Here is a 14,259-nt window from a genome sequence, read left to right as displayed (position 1 = left end):
AGCCCTAGATTCTAGCATTCTTTGCCGACAAGCTGCGCAAGCCCTGCTATCTATCTCATAACGGGTTTGCGACCTTCATATAATTGGCCAACTCCCGGTTTCATATTTTGTCCGTCAACTCATCCCGCACAGCCGACACCCTCGCACTCATTGCCGATGACATGCGTGAGGTAGATCTCGTCATAGCGCAACGACTCGCCTCCGGCGTGCCATTGGTAAGCACGGTGTCGCAGTACATCATCTCGGCTGGCGGCAAGCGATTGCGACCGGCCATACTGCTGCTGGTCTGCGGCGCACTGGGTTACCGCGAGGCACAGCGCTTCAATATGGCGGCCGTGGTCGAGTTCATCCACACCGCCACCCTACTGCACGACGATGTAGTCGACGAATCCACGCTGCGCCGCGGGCGCCCCACCGCCAACGAAGCCTTTGGCAACCCGGCCAGTGTGCTGGTAGGTGACTTCCTGTACTCCCGCGCATTCCAGATGATGGTGGATGCGAAGGACATGCGCATCATGCAAACCCTGGCAGATGCCACCAACGTGATCGCCGAAGGCGAAGTCATGCAGTTGGTGAACATGCACGACGCCTCACTCGATGTGACGGCGTACTTGAAGGTCATCCGCTCCAAAACCGCCAAACTGTTTGAGGCCAGCGCGCGCTTGGCTGCATTGCTGTCCAATAGCAGCCCCGAAGTGGAGCAGGCCTGTGCAGACTACGGCCAGGCGCTGGGCACGGCATTCCAGGTCATTGACGACGTACTCGACTACGACGGCGATGCCACCGAAATGGGAAAGAACCTGGGCGACGACCTGCGCGAAGGCAAGGCCACACTGCCGCTGATTGCCGCCATGCAACGCGGAACTCCTGCCCAGTGCGCACTGATACGCCAAGCCATTGAGACCGGCGAAACTGAGCGCCTGGAAGAGATCATCGCCATCGTCAAAAGTACGGGCGCACTGGACGTCACCCGCCAGGCTGCGGCAGCCGAGGCACAGCGCGCAATAGAGGCAACAAAGCACTTCCAGCCCAATGCCTACACCGATGGTTTGCTACAATTAGCGGCTCAATTATTGGAGCGCCGCTCTTAACCCACGCAGTGGGATATGTAGTTCTGGCATCGCTTCTGCGGGGTGTAGCTTAGTCAGGTAAAGCGCTACGTTCGGGACGTAGAGACCGGAGGTTCGAATCCTCTCACCCCGACCACCCCCGTAAGTGGTTGATTTAATTCAGATTTTTTATTCTTAAAAATCGCAGCCTGGTCCAAACGCTGGTCCATTTCTCACAAGGAATGACCCGTGCGCATGCCACCCTACCTGCTGCTCCGCCCCAGCGGATACTATTTCCGCTTCGCCGTCCCCCACGATTTGCGCCCGCACATTGGCAGGACGGAAATCCGCAAATCCCTGTGCACCCACGACCGTAGACGGGCGCTGCTGATGACCGCTAACATGTCGGCCAACGTCCAGCAAAAAATTCAGGCATTCAGGATAGACATGTCTCAGCTCCCAAACATTGATTTCGACAACCTGCGCGCATTTGAAATTGAAAGCCTGGAAATCGGCGGCGCCAAACTCACCGGAGTCAAGGTAGATAGCTCCAAGCCGCTGGATGTCGCCGCGTTCACGAAGGTTCTGGAAACGCTCAGAGCCTCCTATGCCGCTGAAGCTGAAGCAGAAGCAAAACTCGCCGCGCCACCACAACAGCAGCAGCCCGAACTGCAACCCAGTGCAGGTGCTGGCCAGAACATGCTGTCGCAGATTTTTCCGATCTATCTGCGCCTGCGCGAAAAGGCCGGCATCAGCCAGCACAGCCTGGATGACTTCACTTCAGCCTACAACCTGCTCATCGATGTGATTGGCGATAAGCCGATTACCCATTTGTCTCAGGATGACGCCAACCATTTCGTGGACGTCGTCCAGCAGCTTCCACCCAACCGAAACAAGGTTGCCGCCTATCGCGGAAGGTCCATCGACGAGGTGCTCAAGATTCGCCGCGATCTGGAAGAGACCGAGAACCGCAAACGGAAGCTCAACTCCGACGCACCCTATATCCCAGCGGATTTCAGCATGTCGCCGCGCACGGTCGACAAGCACATCAGCATTCTGGGAACATTCTTCAAATGGGCCATCGGCAAAGGCTATGTCCATGGCAAGAATGTGTTTGAAGGCCAAAAAATCCAGACCGCAGCCCAACGCGAGGCTGATACTGGGGCCGCTCGGCAACCGTTTTCTGACGATGACCTTCGGAAGATTTTTAGCCCCGAGAGCTATCGGACCAGGAAGAGTCCTCACGACTTCTGGTTCCCGCTGATCGGTCTTTTCAGCGGCTTGCGGCTTAACGAAATTGCCCAGCTCTACCTCACGGACATTGCCGAGGTGAACGGCGTATGGACATTCGACATCAACAAGAATGCACCAGATAAGAAACTAAAGAATGTGACCTCCAGGCGCCTGGTTCCAGTACACCCGCAGCTCTTGGCACTGGGCTTTCTGGAGTTTCTTGAGGACATGAAAAAGTTGGGCAAGCCCAGAATGTTTTCGCAGCTCTCCTACGTGGAAGGCAGCTATGGCCGACAGCCGGGCAGAAGTTTTGCGGACTACCTTACCTCCATCGGGATCACGGAGAAGGAAAAGGTGTTCCACTCCTTTCGCCATACGTTTAACGACAATTTAAAACAGGTTGCGCTGCTCGCCGATGAAGCCCGTTCCGAGTTGATGGGACACGCACACCAAAGCATCAATGCCAATGTCTACGCATCAACGCATCGGCTCGCCAACAAGCGACAGTTCATCAACCAACTGAGATTTGACGGACTGACGCTTGACTACCTCCGATACGAATCTGGCCGGTTTGATGGGCAGTTCGCAGGGAACGAGTCTCAGACAAAATCCCAAAAGGCATCTTACGAAAAGCACCTGGCAGCGAAATTGGCTAGAGAAGAACGGAATCGCAGTGCTGGAAAACCAATTCCGAAATAAAGCCTCTCGCCCCAGCGGCACCCTCCCCGATCAAATTTTGGGCAGGGCCGTCGCATCCAGCTGATGCGTGTTCAGCGCCGCCCTCGCCTTCTGGGTCTGCGAACTCAGACTCAGTTGCACCACCTGGTTCTACGGCCTCACGATCTGCTCACGCAGTACCAGGCATTGGTCGTACCGCTGGCCTTAAACAGCGGCGTGAACACCAAATTGGCCAGCCTGCCTGGCTGTTGCCGATCACAGGGCCTACCTATATCTGGCTAAAAAATGCCGTTGTCCGAGGCATCTTTTGCCTGCTCTGGTCGCCTCGCGGGCAGCCCCACCTGACGCCGTACCGGTTCAAACCGAAAGTTTCCAAGTAAAATCAAAAAATGGAGAAAGACTTGGAAATTCGAGAAATCGATCCCGATGCTGCGCGCCAGTACATTGATGCACGCTCGGCATTCTTGGAACTCGAACGCACCAAGAAAACCGCACTCCAGGTCCGTGGCGGAATGGTATGGAAAACGGTCAAGGGTACAGACTACCTCATTCGCACCACGCCTGCGGGTGGCCAGTCCAGTCTGGGCGCCAAGTCCGACAAGACCTTGGCAATGTTTGAGAAATTCACGCAACAAAAGACGAACCTTACCGCTCGCCTCGCAAGCTTAAAAGATGCAGTCACCAAGCATGAGCGAATGAACCGGGCACTGCGGGTTGGCAGAATGCCCAACATCGCCGTCGCCATATTGAACCGCATCGCCAACGCTGGATTGGACGAACACTTTCGGGTCGTCGGTACACACGCCCTATATGCCTACGAGGTCGCAGCGGGAGTCAACCTTTCGAGCGATGTCACCTCGACACGAGACATTGACTTGCTGTGGGATACGCGTAAGCGCGTTATATTTGCCCAGCGCCTGGCCCTGGATTCCCCATCCATGTTGGAGGCTCTCCGAAAGGCGGACAAGACCTTTGAGCTGCGGGAAGACCAGAAATACACGGCAGTTAATGGGGATGGCTTTGAAGTAGACATCATTCGCCGAGTAGCCCAAGAAAACGATCCCCACCCAATCCGATTGAGCGAGTCGGAAGAGGACTTCTGGGTGGTTCAAGCTCGACGTGCCGCCGATTTGCAAAACGCCTCGGCGTTCAGTGAAATCGTCGTTGCCGTCAACGGCACAATGGCAAGGATGCACACCATTGATCCGCGAACGTTCGTGGATTTCAAGCGGTGGATGGCCCAGCAGACGGATCGGGAGGCCATCAAACGCCGGCGCGACATGTTGCAGGCGCAGACTGTCGAATGGTTGGTCCGGGAGCGACTTCCACAATTGCTGCGGTAGGCAAGTAGCGGCAGTCGGGCCAGTTGATTCGGATGATTTCGGCCACACACATACATCGAAAAGAGCGCGTGGTTTATGAACCAGCCAATTAAAGCCATTCCAAATTTCATCAATGAGGCACAGGAACGGGCCTACTGGGAAACGCGCGGCTCCACCGAATACCTTGCTTGGTCAACGGTAAAAGCCTTGGATGCCAACTTCGTACAACGCCTTAAATCATTGACCAGTGACATCGAAGTCGATCTTGATGCCCCTCTGTCAACAGAGGACGAATGAACGTTTACAAGAGAATCAAAAAACTCGAACTTGAACCGCCCCGAGTTTTGAGCATGCCTCCCGCCCCAGCGACACCCTTACAGAGAGCTGTAAGCCGACCAATCGGTCGCTACGAACTGTTGGGTCCCAGTTTGAGCTTTGTATATTTCTTCAAACTCACACAAACTTTCAAGTTATCTTCACCGATCAATTGGGCAACCCAATTTACTTGATGCGGTCGAACTTGCATTCTTGCAACCCGCAACGCCTGAAATGTTGCATTGGCGAGCGCTTTTCGTCCGAGCACAGTTTGCACTGGCTCGTTGGACAGAATATCTACAGTTGTAACTAGCCTCACCGCTCCAAACCGCTCTCCTGCGATCCGTGTAGCTTTCTTCTCGTCAATAGCGGCCGAAAACTCGTTGCAATATGCAAATGCAAGAGTTGCAGCCTCACCATCACCGAGAGAATCCGATGTACTGCCTGAAACCAAACTAAAAAAATTCTCTAACGATAGGCCAGCCAGTTCCTTAGTCTGTAAAAGATTTGAACTAATCAACTCACTCAAAAGCTTAGATTCTTGCCGGCCATTTACCGAGCCCTGCTCGATTTCACGCACGACATTGCCAGTAACGAAGAGATTCACCGTCAATGCCTGCAGAATTTCGGCCGCATATCCGGTCGCAAGTAGATTAATTATTACGCTGGCGTCCAGAACGACAGCTTTATCTTGATCAGTAAGGCAGCTTGAAAAGGTCATCTATTTCATCCTCTTCGGCCTCATCGAGCATTTCACGAATCTTTTCACGATTTAGTTTCAGCATTTCCGACATCTGGCCTTCGCTGATCAGATCCTTCTTCCAAGCTTCAATCGCTAGCAGGAAAAGTCTAGAGGATTGCGCTCCATCAAGCGGAATTTTTTCATGTGCCACTGAACCAAGAACCTGACGTACCTGTTCGTCGGTAATACCACCGTTGTCTACGAACCAATCCCAAGTTCCCTTCTTCGTCAGATCTAACTCTTCGAGCCTTAGTACCATTGCTTGACGGGATACGCCAAAGAAGCTGGCCAATAAAATGACATGCCGTCGAGTCAAATGAGTTGAGCCTAAAGTTAGATCCTTGAATTTCTCCATGACAGCACGGACCGGCATAAGAAACGCACTAGCAAATGCGTTGGCATAACGCTCCTCGCGAGAATTCTCATACTTTTCGTCTTGATAGACCTCTGGTCGACGTCGAGTCCCAATAAAGTGCCCCAGCTCATGAGCGCCAGTTAGAGTTTTTCGGTCTTCCCGATGACATGAATTGATCAGTATGCAGGCACCAACCGCCTCGTCGTAAGCAAATAGTCCTGATACCTTGGTATCCAGTTTTCTGGAATAGATCCGAACGCCAAGCTGCAGCTCTAGAAGTGCGAAAAGGTTTTGAATAGGTCCTTCCCCGAGTCCGAGCCAATTGCGCAAGCTTTGCGCATCTTGTTCTGCTTGCTTGCGAACATCGCCCGGAAGAATAGTTTTTTCCACAGGGTAGTTGTAGGACTTCTTAATGCCCAAAATGTTTTCTAGTTCCACCTCGGCCCTAACCAAATCATTCAGCATTCGCGCCGCCTGCTCGATACCTGTACCCACGGTCTCCGGAAGTGAGCGAAAGCGCGGGACCAAATCCACGTGAACGGCATCTCGGCGCAATAGAGAATTTGCAGATATTCCGTATAAGCGGCTAAGTTCCTGAATCTCTTCTAGCCTTGCAGCACGTTGCCCCTTCTCAATGGAGACAAGCGTAGTACGCGCGATGCCTGCGGTCTTTGCTGCAACATCTTGAGTAATGTTGGCGGTCTCCCGTGCTATCTTCAATCTTTCGCCCAATTCTATTTGGCTAAATTCATAGTTTGGCTTACTCATGATGCACCGTCTATCCATTTCTTTACGAACGACCTTGATCCAAGATCATCGGTGAATGCCGCCCATTCGACAGCGTGTTGCCGCAGAAGTCGGTCAAGATTTTTATTCACAGCTTCCGTCGGTTCAGACAGCGCGCGGGCCAGTTCGTTCGCGCCGCGTCGCTTGACGAGTTCATACTGCGCTGAATCGCGAAGTGAAGCAAAGTGTTCAAAGTGGAGTACCCCAGCAATGGAGTATTCCCGCAGAGCGGGCGTGAAGTTAGTAAATTCCTTTGCCGCTCCATCTTCCCAGGTGGGAGTTTTCAGTGATTCCCATACATAGTTTTTAGATGGCTCACTTAAGCCTGCCGCATGGACACTGAGACGACGGAGCACACAAGCCGCACAAACTCCGCATTGCCGTCTTTCACCTGAGACAGCAACCTGTCGAGATTGCTGCCAGCACGATCTGGTATTTGCCCACTGTACGTCAATACCACAAACATCTACGTACTCACGCAGAGTCTCCCCTTTAGTCATCCATAACCGAGGAAATTGGTATTTAATCTGATATCCGAGCAGCGCATTAAAGAAACGTGCCATCAATGCGGCAAAGACAGGATGGCTTCGATAATCTTCATAGCCCTGCCCAACAGGGAGAAAAGCTGGCGCCAGGGCACCTTGACCACTCTCCGGAATAATGACTGCCCGAACGTCGATCAAATAAGCGGCCATAGTGGATACAACGCTGAATTTGAATCCTCGGCTCCGTGCACTACTTTCGGCATTCCTGCCGCCTTCAAGTTTTACGGTATACGGCAGCGAGGCAAAAGGCATCTCGCGACGATCTTTTTTTGAAATATCGTGCTGCTTGCTACCTACCCTCACACGTACCAGCCGAGTACCAAGACGGTGACTCTCCAATCCAGCTACCGCACGGGAGTCCATTCCATCGCTAAATGCGATGACGGCTTCTGCATTTAGAGGAAACCTCATGCGATCCTGGGCGGGAGGGGTTGCCGGAACCTTGCGAGGACGAAATTCAAAGTGCCAGTCATCCCCGGTAAGTAAATTCAACGCTGCCACCAAAGCGTGGGTGACTGTCTTATTCGACCATTTGTCGAAATCATGAACAGGGATATAAACAGAAAATTTTCGCCCCCAATTCATTGCACTGCGGGCAAGACTTCGATCACAGAATTCAACTACGGCAGCCACCACAAGAGAGTCATACGCCGCCGTATCCCACTTAATGGATGAAAACGATTCAAGAGCCTCAAGGTCAAAATCAATGTTTTTGCCGAGTCGGCATGCAACCATACCTTTGCGTCGACGTGCCCCAGCTTCGACCACATCAACGACCAATTCTTTAAGAGGCAATAGGTTCATCACAAGGGCACTCCTTCATCAAGATGGATTTTCTTTTTCAAGCGTTGGGTTCCTGATGATTCAGAGGCGGCAAGCATCGAGCCCAATCTGCCTTCTGAAAGACTAGATATAGCGGCATTAAGTCGCTTGCTCACGTTGTCTGACCGTCGTTGATTTGACTCCCGAAGATAGTGTTCTTCAACCGACCGAACATTTGCGAAGCCACGATCTTTAGCAGCGAGGCCAATTGCATCGTAAAAAGCATCCAAGCCAAATCTGCCATCGGAGATGAGATCTATGCTCCATCCAATTGCGTTCATTCCAAATACGGAGCCAGCCGCCAAAGCTTTCGCATCGTCAAGCTCCTGAAGAGCAATTTCACGGAGCCCGAGGGAGTTGTCGCGCCCGGTAAAAATCGACTTCAATGCGTCAATGAGTGACCATTTCACTTCGTTTTTGAAGTCGCTGGCAAGCGCACCCGCAGCAGCCTCTGCTATCTGCTCAGCATCGTAGGTACTCTGATCTGCGCGTTTGGCCAGTTCCTTCCACGACTTTCGCATCGGCAGACTTCTATGCGGTCCATCACTCATGATTTTGCTCCATTTGTCAGAATTTAATCAGAAAAATAGGACAATGTCAAAAATTATCATCGAAGGAAGTGAACCAAGACCGCCCCGCCCTTATTCGAAGACATTTCGCCATGGGAGCAAACGGCAAAAAGCCTCCCGCCCCAGCGACACCCTCCCGCCATCAAACCTTGGGCTTGCCCGTCGCATCCAACTGATTCGCATCCAACACAGCCCTAGCCTTCTCGATCTGCAAGCTCAAACTCAGTTGCTCCATCTGGTACTGCAACTTCACGATCTGCGCATGCAACACCTCGTAGTACATGGTGTTGGTCGTGGTCCTGGCCTTGACCATGAGCTTGGATACCAGATTGGCCAGACTGCCCAGCTGCATTTCCATGCCGATGGCGGTGGCTGATGTCATCGGAATGCTGGCAAATTGAACGACAGTGTTGCCTTCCGATTCTTTGGTCGGTGTTGATACAGGATGGCGGACACCATGGTCGGCCTGTTGAACTTGAGTGCTGGCCACAGTGGCGGCATTGGCTTCTGCTGGCATGGTGCGTGGCACCGCAGGTTTTGAAGCCGTTTTGGCGGGTTCAGTGGGCTTCTGTGCGGATAAGTTCGGCATGGTGCCGGGTGGTCCCTTGGCACCGCCTTTGCGACGGATGGTTCGTTTGAACGTGGTCTTCTTCTTGTAACGCTTGGCGAAGTACTCAGCCCTCTCAAGGGTCAGCTTTTCCAAGGTGCCCTTGGCTTGGGTATATTCCTCTGCAGTGAGTTTCTGGGGCTGTTGTGCCTTCTTATGTTGCTCCACCAGTTGCTGGTAATCGGCACCCTCCTGGAACAAGGGTCCCATGAGCCTCTTTGCTTTGGCACTGCCCGGTAGCCTGATGGAGATGTAGTCCTTGCCAACACGGGTGACTTCACCATAGTTGTCTTCCAGATGGGTGATGAGTTCATCGCGGTCCATGATTTTTCCGCTGACGATGTGGCTGTGCAGCTCCTTGGCCAACAAGGTCTTGACCTTTCTGGACTTTTTTCCTGCTTGTGATTTGGCTTCAAATTCGCTGAGTGCCACCTTCAAGGGATCAGGCGTGACCTGGTTGTAGCCCATGGCGTGGTTGATGACTTGCGTGAATGCCAGGAAGTGCTGGATGTTTCTTTTGCCTGGTGGATGGATGTTGAGTTGTCTGCCAGTCTGCATTTCCGTGCCAGCCACCACAAAGTGCAATTCAAGATTGCCTTTGTCACGGTGGGCAATCCAGGCATCGGCATAGTTGTCGCAGTCTTTCAAGCCAGGAAGAAAGCTGGCTTTGAAGGCATCCATGATTTTTTGGATTTGCGCTGCATCGGGCTGTTCGGTGTCACGAAAGCTGATAGCCCCTGACACGTATTTGTGTTTACGGTCGGTGCCGTTGGAGACCAGTTGGAACAGACTAGGTGAACCATGCAGCCATTCGGGGGTGACTGATCGTGGTTTGCCGGTGTGGTCATTCTTGCCCATCAGGTAATTGATGGCGGACTTGGCACTGCCCGTGCCGGTGTTGAACACGCGGACCATCATGATTGCACCTGTGCGCGAATGATGCTTTGGTAGTGCTGGTCCATGGCGGTGAGTCTGGACTCCACTTTGCAGAGTTCTTCCAGCATGGCGGTGGACACGTCCTCGTCGCTGTTCAAGGCTCTGGCGATCTGGTTGACGTTGTTGCCGATACGGGCCAACTCGGCAATCATGGCTTTGCTGGTGTCTCGCTCCTGGCGGATATGCTGGGTGACTGCCATGCCGCCGTAGACCAGTTTGTTACGGGCGTATTGGGCCAGGGAGTTTTCTTCGGCAAGCAGCGCTTGTGTGACGAGGGTGCTGTGCTCTGCGGGTGAGAGGCGCAGTTCAAAACGCAGGGTTCTCAATTCTTGGTTTTGTTCGATGCCAGACTGGCCGACTTTTTTCTTCTTCTGTGTCATGGTGACCTCCTTTGGTTTTTTTGCTTTTGTGAGGCTTGCGCCTCTTCCTTTCTGATTGGTTGTTGTTCCGTGCGCGGGTAGAGCATTCACGGGTTGATGGTGCTCACGGGGGACTGGGGAAACACCCCAGATCATTCGATAACCCGAAACGCAATATTTGCGACGGGTTATAGATTGACCTTGCTGTGTACCCCTCACACAGCAATGCCTGCCTATATCTTGGGTTTGCTGAGTGGCTTGTTGACTGTCCCTCCACCTGCATCACCACCCTTGTCACTCCTGCCGTCTGAACCCGATGTCCCTACCGGGTGAATGCCGAGGTGCTTGTGACGTAGCTCTGCGATCAATGAACGGCTGCGCTCTTGCGACGGTATGCGGATGCCGTGCTTGTACCAGTGGCAGAGTTTGGGATCAGCTGAACAGATTGCTGGACCGTTGTCACGGTGCAATGCCCCATCGATGAAGTAGTAGCTTGTGCCGTCCGAAGTTTCTAGGGCTGGGCCATCCTCACGATGCAATCTGCCGTCAGTGATGTAGATGTTTGTTCCGTCTGGGAACTGTAGATTTTCTTGCATATGATTTCCTCCTGCTGAACAAGTTACAGGAATGAATTCGAATAGCAAGGGGTTCTGGGGAGTGAAATGGGTGGGTGTTATTGGACGGCGGAAGTGACCAGGTTCTGCATTGGAAATGAATTAGTTGTCAGCCAATTTTTCGCAGGCGGTAACCAACGGTATCAGAGAGCTATAAACTCAGTGTAATAGAGCAGCAATTGGCTGTAAATACAGCAAGTCAATAGATGCGCCCTTTAGTCGACACGAAAATCCAGAAGGAACCTCTCGTTTTCTAAACATAAAGTATGAAAAAAATAATTTTGTTGATTGCCAGTGCGACAACGATAGTCTTTGCAAGCGCACAGACGCCTTCGTATCCAGCGACATTTTTTAGATTTCCAACGGACATGATGACACCCGACATTCCGAAAGGAGCACTGGTTGTAATTGAACCATCAGCTGGAGATATTAAGCGCGGGGACATCATTGCTTATGTCGCCACAGAATCAAAAGTTCAATTTATCAAACGTGTCGTTGCCATCCCAGGAGACAGTATAGAAAGTACCACGCAGGCCGTGATGATTAATGGGAAAATTCAACCGGGATTTGTGCGAAATGGAGCTTCAGAACCATCAGAGTATTTGGGGTCAGAAAAATTTCCGCCACTCGGACAAACGCTCACCGTAGAAAGAGATCATTTCTACGTACTCTCCAATACCGTGCGCGATATGTTTGACTCACGAAGCAACGGAACTATCAAGATTGATCAGGTAACCGGGAAAGTATATCTGTGGCAAGACGTTCTTCAGGTTGAAGGCTGGCCAAAAGTATTTTTGTCACGCAGCATTTTGAACATTAAAGGGTTTCTCCCCAGGGAAATTGCCGAGGGATTTCTTCTAGAGGATCTATCCATCAAAGGTGATCGTACGATGCATAGCTCTGTCCGCCTGATCAATATTATAGACAGTAGCGCACTTGACGCGAAGCTTGTTCAGTTTGTTCAAAGTCGCAAGTCGGTATATTGCAATGGTGCATTTGAACCAAAGCTGTTTGGAGTGTCTGCAAGCTATTCTATCGTTTCGAACAAGGGGCAAGGCATCTTGGAATTTGAGTTTACCCCAGAGAGTTGTCAGTAGAAGTTGTTCGACGGCACAGTGATTGGCGTGCACTCACGTAATGGAGGATAATTTAGTCGCATTTTAGTCAAGGGATTTGAATAGACTAAATAGAGGTTAGCCCTTATTGGAAGTCTCTGCTGCTTCCAACATTTCCAAAAACATATCAGCGTCTTTCTGTATGCTTCCAGAGTAGCGATCTAGGTTTGAAAGTTCTACTACCAGTTGCTCAAGTGCTGTGACCTCATCGACCGACAGGTACCGTGTCGCCATACTACTTAGCTCGACGGCCTTTGCTTTGTAAGTTTCGTCTCGCTGCGCCACCTTTGACAAGATAAAAGCTAGCCCCATGCTACGTGGAATACCCTGTCCTTCATAGTACAACTGAGCCAACGCTAGTTGCGCTTCTTTATCACTCATGGCAGCTGCTTTCTTAAAGTATTGAGCAGCTTTCAAAAAACTCTGCTCTCTTATATAGATTTTCGCAAGCCCCTTGTACGCATCTGATTTCCAATAGTTATTGGGAATCGCCAATGCTTTTTCATACCAAAGTATCGCAAGCTTGGTATCGCGATTTACACCCGTGCCATCGGCCAGCATTGCTGCAACTTTTTCCTGGGCGAATGCACCACCTCTATTTGCGGCCTTCTCATAAGATTCAAATGCCTTTGAATAATTTTGCGCAACTCCTTCCCCGCGAAAATAGCGACCACCTTTGCGTGTCAATGCATCCACATTTCCTTGCATTTCCGCAAGTTCAAATAGAGCATTTGCCTTTTGTGCATCGACTGGTACACCCTTTCCATCTTCCAGCATTGTTCCCAGTACATATTGGGCCTGCGAATTGTTCTGTTCAATTAGCGGCTCTAGAAGCTTGAGTGCGAAAGGGAAGTCTTCGTCGTCGTAGTTGTGCACAAAGTGCTCCGCAACTTCTATAGGAGATACTGCGTAAACATCGCCTCGCTTTGTCGCAGTAAGATCAAGGATCTCCAACTGATTGTGATTGCCAACGCTAGCGCCAAGTAATTGACTCGCAAGCTTAGAGGCTACCGCGATTTCATACGGACTTAGCTTCAATTTGAGTATTTGCACAAAAGCAACCGCGGGGTTGTCAGCACGCGGCATACCAAGTTTGAACTCGTCCGGATATTTAGTGGCGGAGAGCTTTGCCAAGGCAAGTGCGATAACCGAATTTTTCTTGACTCCGGAGCCGTCATCGTACATTTGTGCAAGTGCAAAAAGATTCTCGCCAACAGCGCCAACTGACTTGCGCAGCCAATAATGTGCTTTGACGAAATCCTGAGGAACACCTAGGCCATCTTTGTACATGACACCAAGCTTGCCCTCGAAACCAAGATTACCTTGTGCCACCAGACCAGAAAAGAGTTCGAATGCCTTCTTGTAGTCTTTATCGACACCCACTCCCTCTAGATACAAATTGGCCATATAGTCTCGTCCAATCGGATCATCTAGCGATGCAGCCTTTTGAAACCAATACGCGGCGAGCTTGGGATCGCGGGTAACCTGCTGCTCGCCATAGAGATAAAGACTTCCAATTTTTGCGATTGAGGCGACGTCGCCTGCCTCGGCGTCGACAATTCGCGCTTTAACGGCATTGGGCAAATTTGCATGTTTTTCATTGAATAGAACTGCTTCCGTAGTGGCTCGATCCAAAGTTGCAAGAAAACTGTTGGGGTTATGCAAATCTTTAGCCAACTTCAAAATTTCTTCTAAGGTCTTGGCCCCAAAACCACCATCAGCCCGAAGTTGTGCCTCCGACAAAAATCCCGAAGTTACATAGAGTGCGTGAGAAATAACTACGCTTTGAGGGACACCAAGACCATCGTCATATTTTTTTGCCAGCAAATAGTAACTCTTGGAATTTGAACGCTCAGCAAGAACGCGAAGCCATTTGATCGACTCTTGTTGGTTTTTTGGAGCGCTTTCGCCCTTTTCATAAAGAACAGCAAGAATGAGCATTGCATCTTCATTACCAGCATTCGCAGCCATTTGAAATAGGCTGAATGCCTCCGTCTTGCTTTGTGGGTCACCCTGCCCTGAATTAAGCACTCTTGCGAGTAGAACCTGAGCCTCAGTAGAACCTTGCTTTGCTAGCAGTCGCAGCTCGATAGTGGCTACATTGAAGTCGTTTCGCTTTATTGCATCCAGTGCCTCTGGCATACCTGCTTGTGCAGCCATGGCGTATGCCGCGAAGAGTGCAGCAATTTGGCGTACTTTCAGAATCATTGAT

At 51.3% G+C, this 14,259-nt stretch carries 13 protein-coding genes and 1 tRNA gene; 6 read left to right on the top strand and 8 right to left on the bottom strand.

Annotated features, from left to right (window positions below; genetic code table 11):
* Nucleotides 1–161 precede the first annotated feature (161 nt).
* The 5 genes from AC07VY_RS01665 to AC07VY_RS01645 all read left to right on the top strand — a co-directional run bounded on the left by AC07VY_RS01665 (nucleotide 162) and on the right by AC07VY_RS01645 (nucleotide 4,579).
* Complete coding sequence (locus AC07VY_RS01665; RefSeq protein ID WP_495096098.1) at nucleotides 162–1,091, top strand: polyprenyl synthetase family protein; 930 nt, start codon at nucleotides 162–164, stop codon at nucleotides 1,089–1,091.
* A 38-nt stretch (nucleotides 1,092–1,129) separates the two neighbouring features.
* Nucleotides 1,130–1,206, top strand: a tRNA-Pro gene (locus AC07VY_RS01660).
* Between the two features lie 98 nt (nucleotides 1,207–1,304).
* Nucleotides 1,305–2,981, top strand: a complete 1,677-nt coding sequence (locus AC07VY_RS01655) for a DUF6538 domain-containing protein (protein ID WP_495096099.1) — start codon at nucleotides 1,305–1,307, stop codon at nucleotides 2,979–2,981.
* A 368-nt stretch (nucleotides 2,982–3,349) separates the two neighbouring features.
* Complete coding sequence (locus AC07VY_RS01650; RefSeq protein ID WP_495095831.1) at nucleotides 3,350–4,303, top strand: GSU2403 family nucleotidyltransferase fold protein; 954 nt, start codon at nucleotides 3,350–3,352, stop codon at nucleotides 4,301–4,303.
* 75 nt (nucleotides 4,304–4,378) lie between these two features.
* On the top strand, nucleotides 4,379–4,579 hold the full coding sequence (locus AC07VY_RS01645) for a CopG family antitoxin (protein WP_495095832.1): 201 nt from the start codon (nucleotides 4,379–4,381) through the stop codon (nucleotides 4,577–4,579).
* Between the two features lie 109 nt (nucleotides 4,580–4,688).
* Here AC07VY_RS01645 and AC07VY_RS01640 read toward each other — a convergent pair whose 3' ends face one another.
* From AC07VY_RS01640 to AC07VY_RS01610, 7 genes are all read right to left on the bottom strand, one after another.
* A complete protein-coding gene (locus AC07VY_RS01640) occupies nucleotides 4,689–5,318 on the bottom strand; it encodes a PIN domain-containing protein (RefSeq protein ID WP_495095833.1) in 630 nt (209 codons plus the stop codon).
* Nucleotides 5,293–6,462 (bottom strand): ImmA/IrrE family metallo-endopeptidase, encoded by a 1,170-nt coding sequence (locus tag AC07VY_RS01635; RefSeq protein WP_495095834.1) that lies wholly within the window; start codon nucleotides 6,460–6,462, stop codon nucleotides 5,293–5,295. Before AC07VY_RS01635 ends, AC07VY_RS01640 begins: the two co-directional genes overlap by 26 nt.
* Nucleotides 6,459–7,829 carry a 7-cyano-7-deazaguanine synthase gene (locus AC07VY_RS01630; RefSeq protein WP_495096100.1) on the bottom strand — a complete coding sequence of 457 codons (1,371 nt, stop codon included), beginning with the start codon at nucleotides 7,827–7,829 and terminating at the stop codon, nucleotides 6,459–6,461. Before AC07VY_RS01630 ends, AC07VY_RS01635 begins: the two co-directional genes overlap by 4 nt.
* The gene (locus AC07VY_RS01625) at nucleotides 7,829–8,398 is read right to left on the bottom strand and encodes a hypothetical protein (RefSeq protein WP_495095835.1); all 570 of its coding nucleotides are present in this window, start codon (nucleotides 8,396–8,398) and stop codon (nucleotides 7,829–7,831) included. The genes AC07VY_RS01630 and AC07VY_RS01625 overlap by 1 nt, the downstream gene beginning before the upstream one ends.
* Before the next feature lie 160 nt (nucleotides 8,399–8,558).
* Nucleotides 8,559–9,929, bottom strand: a complete 1,371-nt coding sequence (locus AC07VY_RS01620) for a relaxase/mobilization nuclease domain-containing protein (RefSeq protein ID WP_495095836.1) — start codon at nucleotides 9,927–9,929, stop codon at nucleotides 8,559–8,561.
* An 8-nt stretch (nucleotides 9,930–9,937) separates the two neighbouring features.
* Nucleotides 9,938–10,339, bottom strand: a complete 402-nt coding sequence (mobC, locus tag AC07VY_RS01615) for a plasmid mobilization relaxosome protein MobC (protein WP_495095837.1) — start codon at nucleotides 10,337–10,339, stop codon at nucleotides 9,938–9,940.
* Between the two features lie 212 nt (nucleotides 10,340–10,551).
* The gene (locus tag AC07VY_RS01610; protein WP_495095838.1) at nucleotides 10,552–10,914 is read right to left on the bottom strand and encodes a hypothetical protein; all 363 of its coding nucleotides are present in this window, start codon (nucleotides 10,912–10,914) and stop codon (nucleotides 10,552–10,554) included.
* Nucleotides 10,915–11,198: 284 nt separating this feature from the next.
* On the opposite strand from AC07VY_RS01610, the gene lepB reads away from it, so the two are divergent.
* On the top strand, nucleotides 11,199–12,029 hold the full coding sequence (gene lepB / locus AC07VY_RS01605) for a signal peptidase I (RefSeq protein ID WP_495095839.1): 831 nt from the start codon (nucleotides 11,199–11,201) through the stop codon (nucleotides 12,027–12,029).
* Nucleotides 12,030–12,125: 96 nt separating this feature from the next.
* Here lepB and AC07VY_RS01600 read toward each other — a convergent pair whose 3' ends face one another.
* Nucleotides 12,126–14,255 (bottom strand): tetratricopeptide repeat protein, encoded by a 2,130-nt coding sequence (locus tag AC07VY_RS01600; RefSeq protein WP_495095840.1) that lies wholly within the window; start codon nucleotides 14,253–14,255, stop codon nucleotides 12,126–12,128.
* Nucleotides 14,256–14,259: the final 4 nt, after the last annotated feature.

The organism is Rhodoferax sp. GW821-FHT02C08 (genome assembly GCF_059421805.1).
The sequence above is the reverse complement of the archived record's forward strand: the minus strand, read 5'-3'. Positions and strand labels throughout refer to the sequence as shown.